Source organism: Nocardioides sp. Z24_21 (assembly GCF_058134345.1).
The window spans coordinates 370,823-384,917 of record NZ_JBYTTH010000005.1 but is presented as its reverse complement, the minus strand read 5'-3'; the positions used below and the strand labels follow the sequence as shown (position 1 = coordinate 384,917).

At 68.8% G+C, this 14,095-nt stretch carries 11 protein-coding genes and 1 tRNA gene; 5 read left to right on the top strand and 7 right to left on the bottom strand.

What is annotated here, in order from left to right:
• Together AC3X7Z_RS17310 and tyrS are read right to left on the bottom strand one after the other, a co-directional pair.
• On the bottom strand, positions 1–184 hold a 184-nt coding region (locus AC3X7Z_RS17310; protein ID WP_489976709.1), incomplete at its 3' end, for a hypothetical protein.
• Positions 185–656: 472 nt separating this feature from the next.
• Positions 657–1,922, bottom strand: coding sequence for a tyrosine--tRNA ligase (tyrS, locus tag AC3X7Z_RS17305; RefSeq protein WP_186341771.1), 1,266 nt, complete (start codon positions 1,920–1,922; stop codon positions 657–659).
• A 74-nt stretch (positions 1,923–1,996) separates the two neighbouring features.
• Here tyrS and AC3X7Z_RS17300 point away from each other — a divergent pair, with 74 nt between their 5' ends.
• Complete coding sequence (locus tag AC3X7Z_RS17300) at positions 1,997–3,379, top strand: serine/threonine-protein kinase (RefSeq protein WP_489976708.1); 1,383 nt, start codon at positions 1,997–1,999, stop codon at positions 3,377–3,379.
• Here AC3X7Z_RS17300 and AC3X7Z_RS17295 read toward each other — a convergent pair.
• From AC3X7Z_RS17295 to AC3X7Z_RS17285, 3 genes are read right to left on the bottom strand one after another with little or no spacing between them, the layout of a single operon-like run.
• Positions 3,376–4,044 (bottom strand): response regulator, encoded by a 669-nt coding sequence (locus tag AC3X7Z_RS17295; RefSeq protein ID WP_489976707.1) that lies wholly within the window; start codon positions 4,042–4,044, stop codon positions 3,376–3,378. The genes AC3X7Z_RS17300 and AC3X7Z_RS17295 overlap by 4 nt on opposite strands.
• Positions 4,041–5,318, bottom strand: coding sequence for a sensor histidine kinase (locus AC3X7Z_RS17290; protein WP_489976706.1), 1,278 nt, complete (start codon positions 5,316–5,318; stop codon positions 4,041–4,043). The genes AC3X7Z_RS17295 and AC3X7Z_RS17290 overlap by 4 nt, the downstream gene beginning before the upstream one ends.
• A gap of 32 nt (positions 5,319–5,350) precedes the next feature.
• Positions 5,351–5,941, bottom strand: coding sequence for a hypothetical protein (locus AC3X7Z_RS17285; protein ID WP_489976705.1), 591 nt, complete (start codon positions 5,939–5,941; stop codon positions 5,351–5,353).
• A 248-nt stretch (positions 5,942–6,189) separates the two neighbouring features.
• On the opposite strand from AC3X7Z_RS17285, the gene AC3X7Z_RS17280 reads away from it, so the two are divergent.
• The 3 genes from AC3X7Z_RS17280 to AC3X7Z_RS17270 all read left to right on the top strand — a co-directional run bounded on the left by AC3X7Z_RS17280 (position 6,190) and on the right by AC3X7Z_RS17270 (position 11,320).
• On the top strand, positions 6,190–7,812 hold the full coding sequence (locus AC3X7Z_RS17280) for a protein kinase domain-containing protein (RefSeq protein WP_489976704.1): 1,623 nt from the start codon (positions 6,190–6,192) through the stop codon (positions 7,810–7,812).
• A 1,195-nt stretch (positions 7,813–9,007) separates the two neighbouring features.
• On the top strand, positions 9,008–9,649 hold the full coding sequence (locus AC3X7Z_RS17275) for a hypothetical protein (protein ID WP_489976703.1): 642 nt from the start codon (positions 9,008–9,010) through the stop codon (positions 9,647–9,649).
• A 372-nt stretch (positions 9,650–10,021) separates the two neighbouring features.
• Positions 10,022–11,320: a hypothetical protein gene (locus AC3X7Z_RS17270; RefSeq protein ID WP_489976702.1), complete on the top strand. Its 1,299-nt coding sequence runs from the start codon at positions 10,022–10,024 to the stop codon at positions 11,318–11,320.
• 578 nt (positions 11,321–11,898) lie between these two features.
• On the opposite strand, the gene AC3X7Z_RS17265 is transcribed toward AC3X7Z_RS17270, so the two are convergent.
• Complete coding sequence (locus tag AC3X7Z_RS17265) at positions 11,899–12,591, bottom strand: hypothetical protein (RefSeq protein WP_489976701.1); 693 nt, start codon at positions 12,589–12,591, stop codon at positions 11,899–11,901.
• A 134-nt stretch (positions 12,592–12,725) separates the two neighbouring features.
• On the opposite strand from AC3X7Z_RS17265, the gene AC3X7Z_RS17260 reads away from it, so the two are divergent.
• Complete coding sequence (locus tag AC3X7Z_RS17260) at positions 12,726–13,937, top strand: tyrosine-type recombinase/integrase (RefSeq protein ID WP_489976700.1); 1,212 nt, start codon at positions 12,726–12,728, stop codon at positions 13,935–13,937.
• 78 nt (positions 13,938–14,015) lie between these two features.
• On the opposite strand, the gene AC3X7Z_RS17255 is transcribed toward AC3X7Z_RS17260, so the two are convergent.
• A tRNA-Ile gene (locus AC3X7Z_RS17255) sits at positions 14,016–14,089 on the bottom strand.
• Between the last annotated feature and the right edge of the window lie 6 nt (positions 14,090–14,095).

The following is a 14,095-nucleotide window of genomic DNA, read 5'->3' as shown; positions in this document are numbered from 1 at the left end:
AAGCACGCCGCCAGCGTTCGTCCTGAGCCAGGATCAAACTCTCCATCGAAAAACACGCACCCACACCCACCACCAAACAGGCAGCAGACACAAGCACGACAATCAATAAGAGCCACATCCATGACAAAAAACGAAACTGACATGTTGTCAGAATCATCGTCAAAGAAACCGCGACACCATCCACCAACCCACACCCAAAGGCACAAGCCAGAACATGACGTCAACGGGGCAAAACAAACTAATTCGTCGACTAATCAAACACACTGTTGAGTTCTCAAGTATCAGACGCACCCACATCGCGATCCGGTGAGGATCTCGGTTGCGTGAGGCAACTGGTCAAACCTAGCGAGCGACTTTCTGCCGTGGCAAATCCTCGGCTGTTTCGCTCTGACCCGGTGGTGTCACCGTGACCGATGACCGCTTCGGGTTGTCCTGCCCGGGGCCGGGAGCCCGACCTGACCGGTCTTGCTCCCCGCCGCTCCCTGGCGACAAAGAGAACATTATTCACTCCGCACCGATCGCGCAAATCGAAACGGTGTGACCGCGCGCACATCTGCGTTTCCGCAGGTCAGCGGCCTGTTGGGGCCCTTGGGGCGGGTGGGAGCGCGTCCCCGCACCCCGTGGGAGGGGTCCGCGAGCGCCCGCCCACCGCGTCCTCAGGACACCTCGACACCGGCGAAGTTCTTCTTCCCGCGCCGCAGCACCAGCCACGATCCGGCGACGAGGTCGGCGTCGGTCGGCCGGAGCTCGGGGTCCTCCACGCGGACGTTGTTGAGGTAGGCGCCGCCCTCGGCGACGGTGCGCCGGGCCTCCCCCTTGCTCTTGGCGAGGCCGGCTGCCACGAGCAGGTCGAGGATGCCGGGCAGCTCGCCGGCGGGGAGCGTCGTGCCGCCGGCCTCGCGCAGGGCGGCGGCGAGGGTGTCGGGCTTGATGGCGGCGAGGTCTCCCCCACCGAACAGCGCGGCGGCGGCGGCCTTGGCGTGCTCGACCTCCTCCTCGGAGTGCACCAGCGCGGTGACCTCGTCGGCGAGCCGCTTCTGGCCCGCGCGCAGGAACGGCTTGTCGACCGTCTGCTGCTCGAGGTCCTCGATCTCCTCGCGGGAGAGGAAGGTGAAGATGCGCAGCAGCTCACCGACCTTCTCGTCCTCGACGTTGAGCCAGAACTGGTGGAAGGCGTAGGGGGAGAGCATCTCGGGGTCGAGCCACAGGGCGCCGCCCTCGGTCTTGCCGTACTTGGTGCCGTCGGTCTTGGTGATGAGCGGCGTCGCGAAGCCGTACGCGTTCTCGCCCGTGACCCGGCGGACCAGGTCGGCTCCCCCGGTGATGTTGCCCCACTGGTCCGAGCCCCCGAACTGCAGCCGCACGCCGTGCTCGCGGAAGAGGTTGAGGTAGTCCATCGACTGCAGCAGGACGTAGGAGAACTCGGTGTAGCTGATGCCCGACTCGAGCCGGCGCCGCACGGTGTCGCGGGCGAGCATCCGGTTGACCGGGAAGTGCTTGCCGATGTCGCGCAGGAAGTCGATCGTCGACAGCGACGCCGTCCAGTCGTAGTTGTTGACCGTGGTGGCGGCGTTGTCGCCCTCGAAGCTGACGAAGCGCGAGACCTGCCGGCGCACCCGCTCGGTCCACTCCTTCACCGTGTCGAGGGAGTTGAGGGTGCGCTCGCCGGAGTCGCGCGGGTCACCGATCATCCCGGTGGCCCCGCCGACCAGGATGTACGGCGTGTGACCGGCGTCCTGGAGGCGCCGGGCGGTGACCAGCTGGACCAGGTTGCCCATGTGGAGGCTGGGGGCCGTGGGGTCGAAGCCCACGTAGAACCTGACGCTCCCCTCGCCCAGCGCGGCGCGGAGCGCATCGCGGTCGGTGGAGTGCGCGACGAGGCCGCGCCACTCCAGCTCGTCGAGGACATTGGGCGTCGTCACGGGGGTGTTCCTTCTGCTGGGGCGGACTCGGGTACGGGCACTAGCCTAGGGCGACGACGCAGGAGGGACGGCACGTGATCGCAGGCAGGTACACGCTCGAGAGGCAGATCGGGCGCGGCGGGTCCGGCACGGTGCACCTCGCCCGCGACGAGGTGCTGGGCCGGCTGGTGGCGATCAAGCGGATCGGTGTGATCCCGGGCTCCGACAGCGCCGGGGTGGAGCGTGCCGAGCGCGAGGCGCGGCTGGCCGCGGCGCTCAACCACCCCCACGTCGTCTCGGTCTTCGACCTCGTCGACGAGCAGGACGTGCGCTGGCTGGTGATGGAGTACGTCGACGGCGAGACGCTGAGCGAGCGCGTGGCGACGTCCGGGCCACTGGCCGCCGAGGAGGCCGCCGCCCTGCTCGCCCAGACTGCCGACGCGCTCGTCGAGGCCCACGCGCACGGCATCGTCCACCGCGACGTCAAACCGAGCAACATCCTGATCTCCGGCGGGTCGGCCAAGCTCAACGACTTCGGGATCGCCCGGTCGGAGGACGACCACTCGCTCACCCAGACCGGCCTGGTCACCGGCTCCCCCGCCTACCTGGCTCCCGAGGTCGCCTCCGGCGCGTCGGCCACCCCCGCGAGCGACGTGTGGTCGCTGGGCGCGACGCTCTACCACGCCGTCACCGGCACGCCGCCCTACGACGTCGGCGACAACCTCATCGGCGCGCTCTACAAGATCGTGCACGAGGACCCGCCGCGACTGCCCGACGACCACCCGCTGGCCGGCCTGCTCACCATGATGATGAACCGCGACCCCGACGCCCGCTGGCCGATGGCCCGCGTGCGCGACGAGCTGGCCCGCGTCGCGCGCGGACAGGCCTCCACCGTCGCCCCGGCGCCGGACACGACCACGGCCCGCCGTGAACGCACCGGCGAGCTGCCGACCCTTCGCGAGCCGGCCCCCGCACTCGGCCCGCCGCGGCGTCGGCGCGCCGCCCGCTGGGCGTGGCCGGTGGCCGCGGCCGCGCTGGCGCTCGCCGCAATCGCCGCGGCGTACGTCTGGGCCGGGCGCGGCACGCCCGAGGCGCTCCCCGAGGAACGACAGCGCACGTCGCCGGAGACCTCGCAGACCCCGGTCGGCAGCGCTCCCCCGGCCACCGCCGAGGACACCCGCAAGCAGATGGACGCCTTCATCGGCTCCTACCTCTCCACCGTGACCAGCGACCCCCGGGGCGCGTTCGACCAGCTCACCCCGGAGTTCCAGGACGCCAGCGGGGGCTTCGAGGGCTACATGGGGTGGTGGAGTCAGGTGCGCTCCGCCTCGCTGGTGGACGTCACCAGCGATCCCTCCGACCTCACGGTGGGCTACACCGTCGACTACGTGATGAAGTCGGGCGAGCGCAGCACCCAGCGCGTACGGCTCCAGCTCGAGCGGCGCGACGACCGGCTGCTCATCGCCGGCGAGGGCTAGGGCGCCGCAGGGCTGGTCGACGGCCCGTCGCGGTCGTGACGCTGGACCCACAGTGCTGCCTGGGTCCGGTCGGCGACCCCGATCCGCTGGTAGGCCGAGGTGAGGTGGGCCTTGACGGTGCGCTCCGTGATGCCGAGGCGTTGGGCGATCTGCTTGTTGAGCAGCCCCTCGACCACGAGGCGCAGCACCTCCGCCTCCCGCGGAGACAGCTCTGCTTCCGCCGTGCCCTGGCCGGTCGCGCCGGGCGCCGAGCGGCGGCGCGACAGCACGCGCCTCGCGGCGCGGGGGTCGAGGGGGGACTCCCCGCGTGCGACCGCGCGGATGCCGTCGAGGAGGACGTCCGGCTCGGCGTCCTTGAGCAGGTAGCCCACCGCACCGGCCTCGATGGCCGCGTCGATCCGCGCGTGGTCGGAGAACGATGTCAGCACCAGCACCTCCGTGCTCCCGCCGGCCCCGACGATCGCGCGGGTCGCGGCGACACCGTCGAGTTCGGGCATCTGCAGGTCCATCACCACCACGTCCGGGGTGTGCTCGCGCACCTGCTCGACCGCCTCGTTGCCGTCCCTGGCCACGCCGACGACCTCGAGGTCGTCGGACGACTCGATCAGGCCGGCCAGGCCGCGGCGCACGACTGCGTGGTCGTCGGCCACCACCACACGGATCATCCGACCGGCACCTCCACGCGCACCATCGTCCCCGAGCCGGGTGCCGACTCCACCTCCCAGGTGCCGCCGTGCTCGCGCACGAGGCTCTCGGCCGCCCGCAGGCCGAAGTGGTCGTCGTCGCCGCTGGCGCCCGGGTCGAACCCGACGCCGTCGTCGACCACCTCCAGGACCAGTCGGTCGTCCTCCCGACGCACGGTGAGCGACATCCGGTCGGCGCGGGCGTGCCTCGCGACGTTGCGCACGCACTCCTGCGCCACCCGCCACACCAGCGCGAGCGCCGAGCGGGGCACGTCGCCGGTGCCGCTCACGTCGACGTCGACCCGGGTGCCCGACGCGGCGAGCGGGGCGACCAGGTCGTCGATCAACGCCGCCAGGCCCGCGGTGTGCAGGTCGGGCGGGTAGATGTCGACCAGCAGCGAGCGCAGTGACCGCATGCTGACCCGCAGGGACCGGCCGACGTCCTCGAGCTCGCGCCGGTGCTGCTCGTCGGACCGCGCCGCCAGCGCCGAGAGCGCCATCGACGAGCCGGACAGGTCCTGGACGACGCCGTCGTGCAGATCACGGGCGATGCGCAGCCGCTCGGCGTCGGAGGCGCGTACCGCCGCCTCCAGGAGGCGCTCGCGCTCGCGCGCCGCCCGCGTGAGACGCCGCGACAGGAGCACGACCAGCGGGGTGCCGAGCGCCACCAGGGCGACGAGGGCGCCGATGGTGATCGGCAGGAAGCGGTCGAGGATCTGCGCGCGGCTGGCCCGGATGTCGTCGACGCCGAGGTAGGCCTCGAAGAGCAGGGGCTCGCCCTCGGGGGACCGGACGCGGGTGTAGACCTCCAGCAGGTCGCCACCGAGGTCGCGCTCGTAGCGGTTCTCGGGGCGGGAGAGGTCGGACAGCTCGGCATCGGTGCCGCCCTCGCGCAGCACCTCGAGCTCGTCGTCGCCGAGCGGGTAGACCGTGCCGATCAGCTCGGTGCGGTCGCTGTAGACCACCGTGCCGTCGGCGTCCCAGAGCTTGATCCGCAGCACGTCGTCGACGAGCAGCCGGTCGAGCGCCGTGCGGTCCATCCGGTCGATGGCGGCGGCGTCGCCGTCGCGGAGGCCCGGCGGGATCGCCGGCTCGGCCACCGACGCGGCGAGCACGCGGGTCAGCGAGCGGGCATCGGCGACGGCCTCCTCGTCGGCGGCCGAGCGGCTCAGGGCGCTGGTCGCGACGACGACGACCACGAGCGTGGCGAATCCCGCGGCCAGGAACTGCACCACGGGACTCGTGAGCCATCGCATGCGGATCGTCCCCCGGGGAGATCAGTGGAAGGTCAGTAGTTGACCACACCAGCGCACGTCTGCCCGGCACGGACGGCGCGGAACGCGAGGGTGTCGGTGCCGCGCAGGTCGACGACCTTGCGCTCGACCTCGAAGGAGCCGCTGCGCGCGGTGGTGGTGCCGACCCCGCGGTCGCTGACCGAGCCGTTGTGGCGCAGCGTCCAGCGCCACTGCTGGCCGGCGACGAAGCTGTCGATCTCACCCTCGACCTCGAGCCGGCCGTCATCGGTCTTGACCTTGAGCTTCCAGTCGGCACCGGCGCCGCAGGCGCCGGTGCGGATCACCCGGTCGTCGTCGCGCCCGCCGCTGTCGCCGCTGCCGCCGTTGTCGTCGCCCGGACCGTCGTCGGTGCCGCCACCGTGACTGCCGTGGTCGTCATCGTGGTCGTCATCGTGGTCGTCATCGTGGTCGTCATCGTGGTCGTCATCGTGGTCGTCATCGTGGTCGTCATCGTGGTCGTGGTCGTCACCACCGCCGCGCCACGACGTCGGGTGCTCGGCGCTCGCCGGGTCGACGGCGTCAGCCGCGTCGGCGGCCACCGTCGTGAGCGACCCGAGCAGCAGGGCGGCCAGGGCGACGGCCACGGCGAGCAACCCGGGCGAGGAAGCCGGCGAGGTCGCGGGTCGCCGACGTGGGAGGGGTGGGACGGGCTGGGGTACGGGCGGTGGTGCGGGTCATGGGTCCTCCTCGGTAGGTGTGACCCAGCCTGCGCGAGCGCCGCAGCGCCGGCGAGATGGCCGATGGTGCTAGTACCCCCTGGGCGGGCCCCATGGGGTGAGGACGCCGCCGCGCAGCTGACTAGCCTTGTGCGTCAGCCACGAGAGGGGGACACGTGATCGCAGGCAGGTATCGCCTGGAGAGGGAGATCGGCCGCGGTGGAGCCGGGGTGGTCCACCTCGCGCACGACGAGCTGCTCGACCGCCCGGTCGCGGTGAAGCGCATCGGCCTGCTCCCGGGCACCACCGACGACGACGTCGTACGAGCCCAGCGCGAGGCGCGCCTGGCCGCCGGGATCAACCACCCCCACGTCGTGTCGATCTTCGACCTGGTCAAGGACGAGGACTGCTACTGGCTCGTCATGGAGCACGTCGACGGCCACACGCTGGCGGAGCTGGTCGCGAGCGAGGGCCCGCTGCCCGACCGTCGCGCGGCGGCGATCCTCGCCCAGGCCGCCGACGCGCTGCTGGAGGCCGGGTCGGCCGGCATCGTGCACCGCGACGTCAAGCCCAGCAACATCATCCTCACCGGCGCCGACCGGGCCAAGCTCGGCGACTTCGGCATCGCCCGGTCCGCGAGCGACACGGCGCTGACGCAGACGGGGCTGATCACCGGGTCGCCCGCCTACCTCGCCCCCGAGGTCGCGTCGGGACAACCGGCCAGCGAGGCCAGCGACGTCTGGTCGCTCGGGGCGACGCTCTACCACGCCGTCGTCGGGCGACCTCCCTACGACGTGGGCGACAACGTCCTCGGTGGCCTCTATCGGATCGTGAACGAGGACCCGCCCCGCCTCACCGGCGACCACGCCGTCGCGGGTCTGCTGTCGGTGATGATGGTCAAGGACCCCGCGCAGCGCTGGCCCGTGGCGCGCGTGCGCGACGACCTGCGACGGATCGCGCGGGGCGAGCCGAGCACCGCCCCGCTGCCCGCGACGCCCGTCCCCGTCTCCGAGCAGACCGACCCCGACGCGACCGTCGCGATGGCGGCCCCGACGGGGACGTCGGGCCCGGGGTCCGCCCGGGGGGACGCCGCGCGGACCACCCCGACCACCCCGGCACAGGCGGCCGCCGCGTCGACACCGGTCACCGACCACGACCCGCCACCGCCGCAGGGGCCGACCCCCACTCCCCCGCCGGCCACGACCCCGGCCGGGTCGCGCGGCCGGTCGGCGGGGTGGCTGGCCGCGGCGCTCGCGCTGGCGCTGGTGGCGGGCCTCGGCGCATGGCTGCTGTGGCCGCGCGACGAGGACCCGACCGGGTCCACCGCCGGCGACGACGCGCCGGGCGCGTCGGCCGACCCGAGCTCGGAGGAGCCGTCCGGCTCGACGTCCGAGCCCACCTCCGAGCCCACGTCCGACCCGACCTCCCAGCCCACCGAGAGCCCGTCCGAGAGCCCGTCCGAGGAGACGACCACCGACCCCGGCGCGTCCGGGGCGACGCCGGCCGCCGCGCGGGCGTTCGTCCGCGACTACTTCGCGCAGGTCACCTCCGACCCCGCGTCGACGTTCGAGCTGCTGACCCCGGAGTTCCAGGCCGCGAGCGGCGGCCTCGGGAGCTACACGGGGTTCTGGAGCACGATCGAGTCGGCGACACCTCGTGCCGTCCGGGTGGATCCGCAGACCCTGACGGCGTCCTACACGATCGACTTCGTGACGACGTCCGGCCGGACCATGACCGAGCAGGGCCGGCTGCAGCTCGAGGAGCAGGGCGACCAGCTCCTCATCGCCGGGGAGGGCTGATCGCCGCGACGCGCGAGCCTGCGTGGGGCGGGTGGGGCTCGAACCCACGACCCAAGGAGTCCTGCGTAACCGAATCCTGGCAGGTCACCGAGACTCATCTCTGAGCGTGACCCTCCTCCCGTCCGGATGGGCACCTTCACCCCCGATCACTCTCATTCCCTACATTCCTGGGGAGTTACTAGGGAACGACCGCGAGCCAAGGGCTTCGCGGACTCAGGGGCGGCTAGGAGCGCCCTGCGCGCGTCACCCAAGTCCGAGCGCGTCGGTGAGCCGACGACAGCCCTGAGAGGCCGTGAGAGCGACGCTGGGGAAGCCCTGCGGGTCTGCCGTTGCTCGTCTAGCATGCGTCGTCGTCTAGCAATGACTCTCGCACCCCAGGGAGGCCAGCGCCGTCATGGCGCTGTCCCAATTGGGTACCGCTAGGCGAGCCGTCGACCCACGTCGTCATCCGACTTGTTCATTGGGCGCGTTGTCGTCAATAGGGCGACAACGCGCTCGGATAGTTGCGGCCGCATGTGATTCCCGATGAGGAGGAATCAGCGCGAGCGAGTTCTGTCAGGCTCGGCTGAGTCACATCCTGAGTCGCCAGCGAACGGCAATGGGCAGCCGTCGCCTGTTCGCTGCACGCGCGAGTTATGGAACGCTCCCACCGTAGAGTTCCCAACATCACCCGCAGACACCGTGGCTCTGGACTTGACGGGTCCGTGCCACAGAACGTGCAACGGGCACGCGATCGCTTCGCAACCGTCACCGAGCGTCAGCCGTAACGGCCATGAGTGGTGAAGAGCGGTGACACGCCCCGAACGGGGCGTATTCCAACGCGCCCAAACATGGGAGGCAATCTACGAAGGGAGTATCAAATTGATCGGGAGGCACACGAACGTCTTTCTCCGGCCGGAGGAGTTGGCCCAAAGGTGGTGCACGAGCACCGGGCGACTCGCGAACGACCGATCCGCAGGAAGGGGCGTTCGCTATGTGCGGATCGGATCAAGCATCCGCTACCGCCTGTGCGACGTAGAAGCGCATGAGGCGGAGCGCACCGTTGAGCCGATCTGCGTGTGAGCGGGCATTGAAGGCGAGGGACTGGGCGAGATGTTGGCTATCGGAGGCCAACGCGCGAGGCGTGGGTGACCTCAGAGGGCAGCGCAGCGGCAAGGGGACGCGCGCGCTCGCTGGCAAGTCGATCCTTCGCGTAATGAGTGCCTACTCGACGTTCGCGGGCACGGGCGACGCTCACCCGAGTCAGGCCGCGCTCGCCAAGCGTGCGGGAGTAGGCAAGCGCACTGTTGAGGCCGTGCAGGACTGGCTCATTGAGCAGGGCTGGCTCGTGGTCATTGCACCTGCCGTGAAGGGCATCCGTGGCCCGACAGTCCGGCTCACAGTGCCAAGCGAGAGCGCCGCATCAGCGGCGCTCGTCACCAAGGAGGAGAGCACGACGACACAGGAGGAACAGAGAGTGAGTGAACACGTCACCAGACGAGCAAACGCCCCCGGAAGCGGCATGGTCATGGTGCACCGGGCAAGGTCCAACGACCCGAACGACTTCGTGCCAAGACCTCTCGCCACCGGAGCAACGGCCCACATCGAGGCCGCCACGCGATCAGGCGAAAAAGCGAGGACCAACGGAGCGCACCCCGAGCGCGTCACAGCGTGGGAGCAACGCAAGGCCGACATTCATGCCGGACTCGTGAGGCCAGGTCCGGCGTGGGAGCAGGTAGCACGGGAAACCTTGCAGGACCCGAACGCACCTGAAGGTGCCCGCGCTTCCGCGCGGCGCACCCTTGAGGAAGTCGCAGCCTATGAGGCGAGCATGGCAATGGTTCCCAGTTTCGACTAGCCAGGTATCGCCAATTGGCCGCGTTGGGGATCGTCATTTAGTTGTCGCCACGCGTGGTGAGGTGTCGCCAATTGGCGAACAAACTACTACTACGTAGTAGATAGGTCTGCTACTTCGTAGCCGACCAATGAAGGTCGGCACTTCGTGCCGACCAAGAGACGCCTTTGTGTCGTAGGAGGGTTCGAAACCTCCGGCCAAAGAGGAGCCAGCACGCTAGCGCGGCTGGCCCGTCAATGAAACTTCCCTCCGATCATTCCGGTTCTTATCCGGCGAGGGAGCGTTGAGCAGCAATGACCACTGCACGCCCGTCCGGCGTGCTGGTGAGCGCTGCCCAATGGCAATAGCACCACCAGAGAAAGGAAGTGAATGCACATGGCTGCAAAGAACCAGGCACCCAACATTGGGGAGGTCATTGCCTCCGCTGCGGAGCGCATCAACGCCGCTCGCAACGCATCTATGGCCGAGGTCGCCGCGCTGACGGCGCGGCTCTCGGAGGTCAAGACAAAGGCTCAGGACATCAAGGACGGCATTACCGCCGTCTCACAGGTACAGGCAAGGTGGCGACGCGGCGAAGACGTAGAGCCGACCGCATACGCGGTCGCCTTCGGCGAGGACGCTCAAGTTGCGGACCTGACCACGTTCCTCCCCCGGCGCATCGAGGCCGCTAAGCGCGACCTGCCCAGCGTCGGCACGCTCATTGCCGACTACGTCGCACCGGCCTTCGGTCCGGCGATCCCCGGTGTCGAGGTCATTACGACCAACGCGCCGTACCGGGAGTGGAGCAAGGATGTTCCCGTCGACGCGCTTGCCCTGGTGATCGTTGAGCCAAAGGCCCGCGCCGTCGAGGTCAACCCGACGACCGGGGAGCAGTCCGGCAAGGTGGAGGTCTACTACTTCCGTCCCGGCCTGTATCGCCCCATCGAGGTCGGCAGTCTTGAGAACGAGGCGCGGAATCGTGGAATCGCTTTGACCGTCAGCAGCAATCGCGTTGGGGACGAGTCCCGATGGGTCACGGGTGCTGGTGTCGAGACGAGCAATCCGACTGGCGCATCGGTGAGTGTCGTTGACAACCTGACCATGCAGGTCTTCGGTGCACTCGACGGGCTGCCCCTCATCCGACAGGCCCAAGGCATGTCACCGGTGAAGACGTGGTGCGTCAACATCTTCTCCTGGCACAGCCGCACCGAGGGGTACTCGACCAACCACGTCAACATTCAGAACCCTGCCGAGGGGTGGCGCGTGGCCTACGGCGCGAGCGTTGCAATGGGCAACGACCCCAAGGTCTCCGAGGTCGTCAACGACGACGGAGAGCGAACCCTCACGATGCGTGCCGTCGTCAACGTCTCCGGAGTCAACATCAATGACTTTGCTGGCGCGCTGCGCGAGCGCGCTCAGAAGTCCATTGGCGGCATTGACGGGAACGGGCTCATGAGCGAGGCCGACGTCTCTCTGCGTGAGTCCAGCCGAACGAACGGCGTGCACGTCATTGACGTTGTGCTCACCTACCGGAGCCAGGTGCCGTGCGGTGAGTGGATTCAGCAGCGAGCCGACGAGGTGCGCGAGCGCGATGCCATCGCCAGTCAGCACGAGTTGCGCAGGGCTGAGGCTGAGGACCGACGCAATGCCAGCAAGCGCAACCTTCACCCCGGCGAACAGGCAGCAATCGCATGACCACGGGTCGAATGTTCGCGTTGACGAGTCAGCAGAAGTCAGCGCGCCTCAATGGTGAGGAGAGCATCAGATTGACCGCTGGACAGGCGGCAGCGCTGCGAAGGAGCGGGCTTCTCGCCCGCTCTCATGAGTGGTACTCATCGCCGGGCGGAACGTTCGCCCTAGCACCCGGTGACCCCGCCGCCCCATGGGGCACGGCAAGGCGTGAGCGAATCAGGCTCCACGCCAGCGCCTCGCTGGTCCGTAAGGCCGCGTAGGAAGCCATAGGAGGCACTCTGCCGAGCGCAGCGGCATTGGATGGGGGTCGGGTTGTTCCGACCCCCACCATGCTCTCTAACCCGTGTTATTCAGAACCTTCAATCGACACAATGTCGAAGGCAAGCACGAAGGCCGACGGTCGTCGGGAGGTCGATCGAATCACCGGACGATCCTCATGCCCGGTCGCCCGGTCACCCGTCCTGACGGTCGAACGCGAAGCGCTCCGGATTTCGACCCTGCAACCGTGGCAGTTTTTGCGCGGCTATCCACCTCCGATCCGGGTGGCGTAGCCAAGGGGTCATACCCCCCTACCGCTGGCGCTACGGATCGCTAATGAGTTCCGGGGCTTGGTGCTCAATGGCAGTCAGTAGTTCCCACGCCACCTGCCTGACCGAGGGAGCAACAGGATCACCAAAGCCTGTCGTTCCCCACGGGCCAGTCCCGCTCCAACCGAGTTGGTTCATGCGGGCGAGTTGGTGGTACCCACCGCTGGATCGCGGGCTGATGTGCCCCCCGCCTTCCTTGTTCGCCAGCCACAGAACCAAGTCGCGGCGGGTCACCTGTTCTGCGGCCTCGCCCATGACGCCCGACGCAACCCACCACGCGTTGAACCGAGTGTGCAGACCGGGTGGACGCAGGACGGTGCCGCCTTGCATCAGGGTCGCTAGTTGCTCGCTGATGGACGGCATCCGGTCGACAGCGTGTGAGCGATTGTGGAACCTGGGGAGGTAGCCCACTTGCCCATTGCCCGAGACGTGCATGCTCAGGAGCGCTGGGCTCAATTGGCCGTCCAGTGTGCCCGCCGAGTCCATGATCCAGAGTCGGGAACGGTGCCCCGTTTGCTCTAAGCCTCCGGGGCTCTCGGTGCCGTCGTGGAGCAACACCCGCACCGCCATTGCGATGCGTACGGACTCGTCAACGTCCCCGTCGTCGTAGTCGCGGCAAGAACGACGCAGGTGACGGACGGTCGCTCTGGTCTGTCTCAGGATTTCCCCAGCATCCTTCTTCGGCATGCCGGACACCGTAGGCGGAGCCAACCGGCCAGCGTTCTTCATTCCCAGCGGAGCATTTTCGAACCCGCTTTGAACTATTCCCCACTTACCCGTACCGTCTGAGCATCACCCCGGCACCGAGAGGAACCCTCGCCATGGCTCGCCCCGCGAACCCGCCCTACACCTTGGGCAAGATCACGACCACGACCCACCCGACCCTGACGGGTCAGGTGCAGGCCCGTGGCTACTTCAACGACGGCAACGGCAAGCGCCGCGAGGTCACCGCCAGTGGACGGACTGACGCAGCGGCTCGACGGGCGCTGCAGAGCAAGGTGCAGAACGCCCGCACCGAGCACCGTGGCGGAGACGAACTCCTCCGGCATGACACCACGGTCAGCCGTGCGGCCGACGTGTGGCTCGACTGGAAGCGTCGGCAGAAAACAAAAGGCAAGACCCTGGCCGCGCAGACCATCTACGACTATGAGGGCTACGTCCGGCGATGCATCACCGGGAGCGTATTGGCGGACCTCCCGCTGACCAAGGCCAACGACGTGGGCAAGATCGAAGCATGGCTCACGGACATTGCTGACAGCCGTGGCGAGACTGCTGCCAAGCAGGCTCGCAAGGTGCTCGGAGGCGTGCTCTCACTGGCTGAGCGCCGTGGCGCGATCCCTGCCAGCGTCATGCACCGCGTGCACATGCCCGGATCGAAGGTCGGGAGCGCCGGGGACCGGAAGTGCGCCGATGAGGGCTGCGACTACGCCTGCGGCAAGCGCCACTTGGACACGCGGCGAGCATTCACCTCGGAGGAGGTGTCAGCGGTAATGCAGGCTGCGGAGGCGAGCGCGGCTGACGTTGCCGACGTGGCCGCGTTCCTGTTCGGCACCGGGGTGCGTATCTCGGAGGCGCTTCATTGCGTGTTCTGGACTGACGTAGACCTCGACGCGGGAACGGTTCGGGTGCGGGGCACTAAGACCGCCAACGCTGACCGGGTGCTCACACTGGCTGATGACCTCTGCGAGCGGCTGCGCGAGCGCGCCGCCCTCCACGGGACTCAGGGGCTCGTGTTCGGCGTGACGCGTTTCGCCAGCAAGGCAGGTCAGCCCCGTGACCGGAACAACGTCAGCAAGTCGCTGCGCAACGTCTTTGCGAAGGCCGGTGTGCCCTGGGCAGGCACGCACACCTTTCGTCGCACGGTAGCGACCTGGCTCGACGCGAACGGCGCTGCGCTCGCGGAGATTGCGAACCAGTTGGGTCACGCCGACACCAACGTTACGGCGAACTACCTGGGCAGGACCGGAACGCCGACACGGGCAGCGTCCGTCATGGTGCTGCCTACGTCAAAGCCCATGCTCCACGCGGTGTAAGTGGGGAGTATTTAGGGAACAGCCCTCGCCAGTCAGGCGAGGGCTCTTCTGTTTCCGCAGGTCAGAAGCGTGCTGAGGTGGGGCGGGTGGGGCTCGAACCCACGACCCAAGGATTATGAGTCCTCTGCTCTGACCGACTGAGCTACCGCCCCTCGGGG

Excerpts from the sequence above, each read along its gene's own strand:
- AC3X7Z_RS17295 (WP_489976707.1), bottom strand. The coding sequence starts at position 4,044 with ATGATCCGTGTGGTGGTGGCCGACGACCACGCAGTCGTGCGCCGCGGC.
- AC3X7Z_RS17290 (WP_489976706.1), bottom strand. The coding sequence starts at position 5,318 with ATGCGATGGCTCACGAGTCCCGTGGTGCAGTTCCTGGCCGCGGGATTC.
- AC3X7Z_RS17275 (WP_489976703.1), top strand. The coding sequence starts at position 9,008 with ATGAGTGCCTACTCGACGTTCGCGGGCACGGGCGACGCTCACCCGAGT.
- AC3X7Z_RS17270 (WP_489976702.1), top strand. The coding sequence starts at position 10,022 with ATGGCTGCAAAGAACCAGGCACCCAACATTGGGGAGGTCATTGCCTCC.
- AC3X7Z_RS17265 (WP_489976701.1), bottom strand. The coding sequence starts at position 12,591 with ATGCCGAAGAAGGATGCTGGGGAAATCCTGAGACAGACCAGAGCGACC.
- AC3X7Z_RS17260 (WP_489976700.1), top strand. The coding sequence starts at position 12,726 with ATGGCTCGCCCCGCGAACCCGCCCTACACCTTGGGCAAGATCACGACC.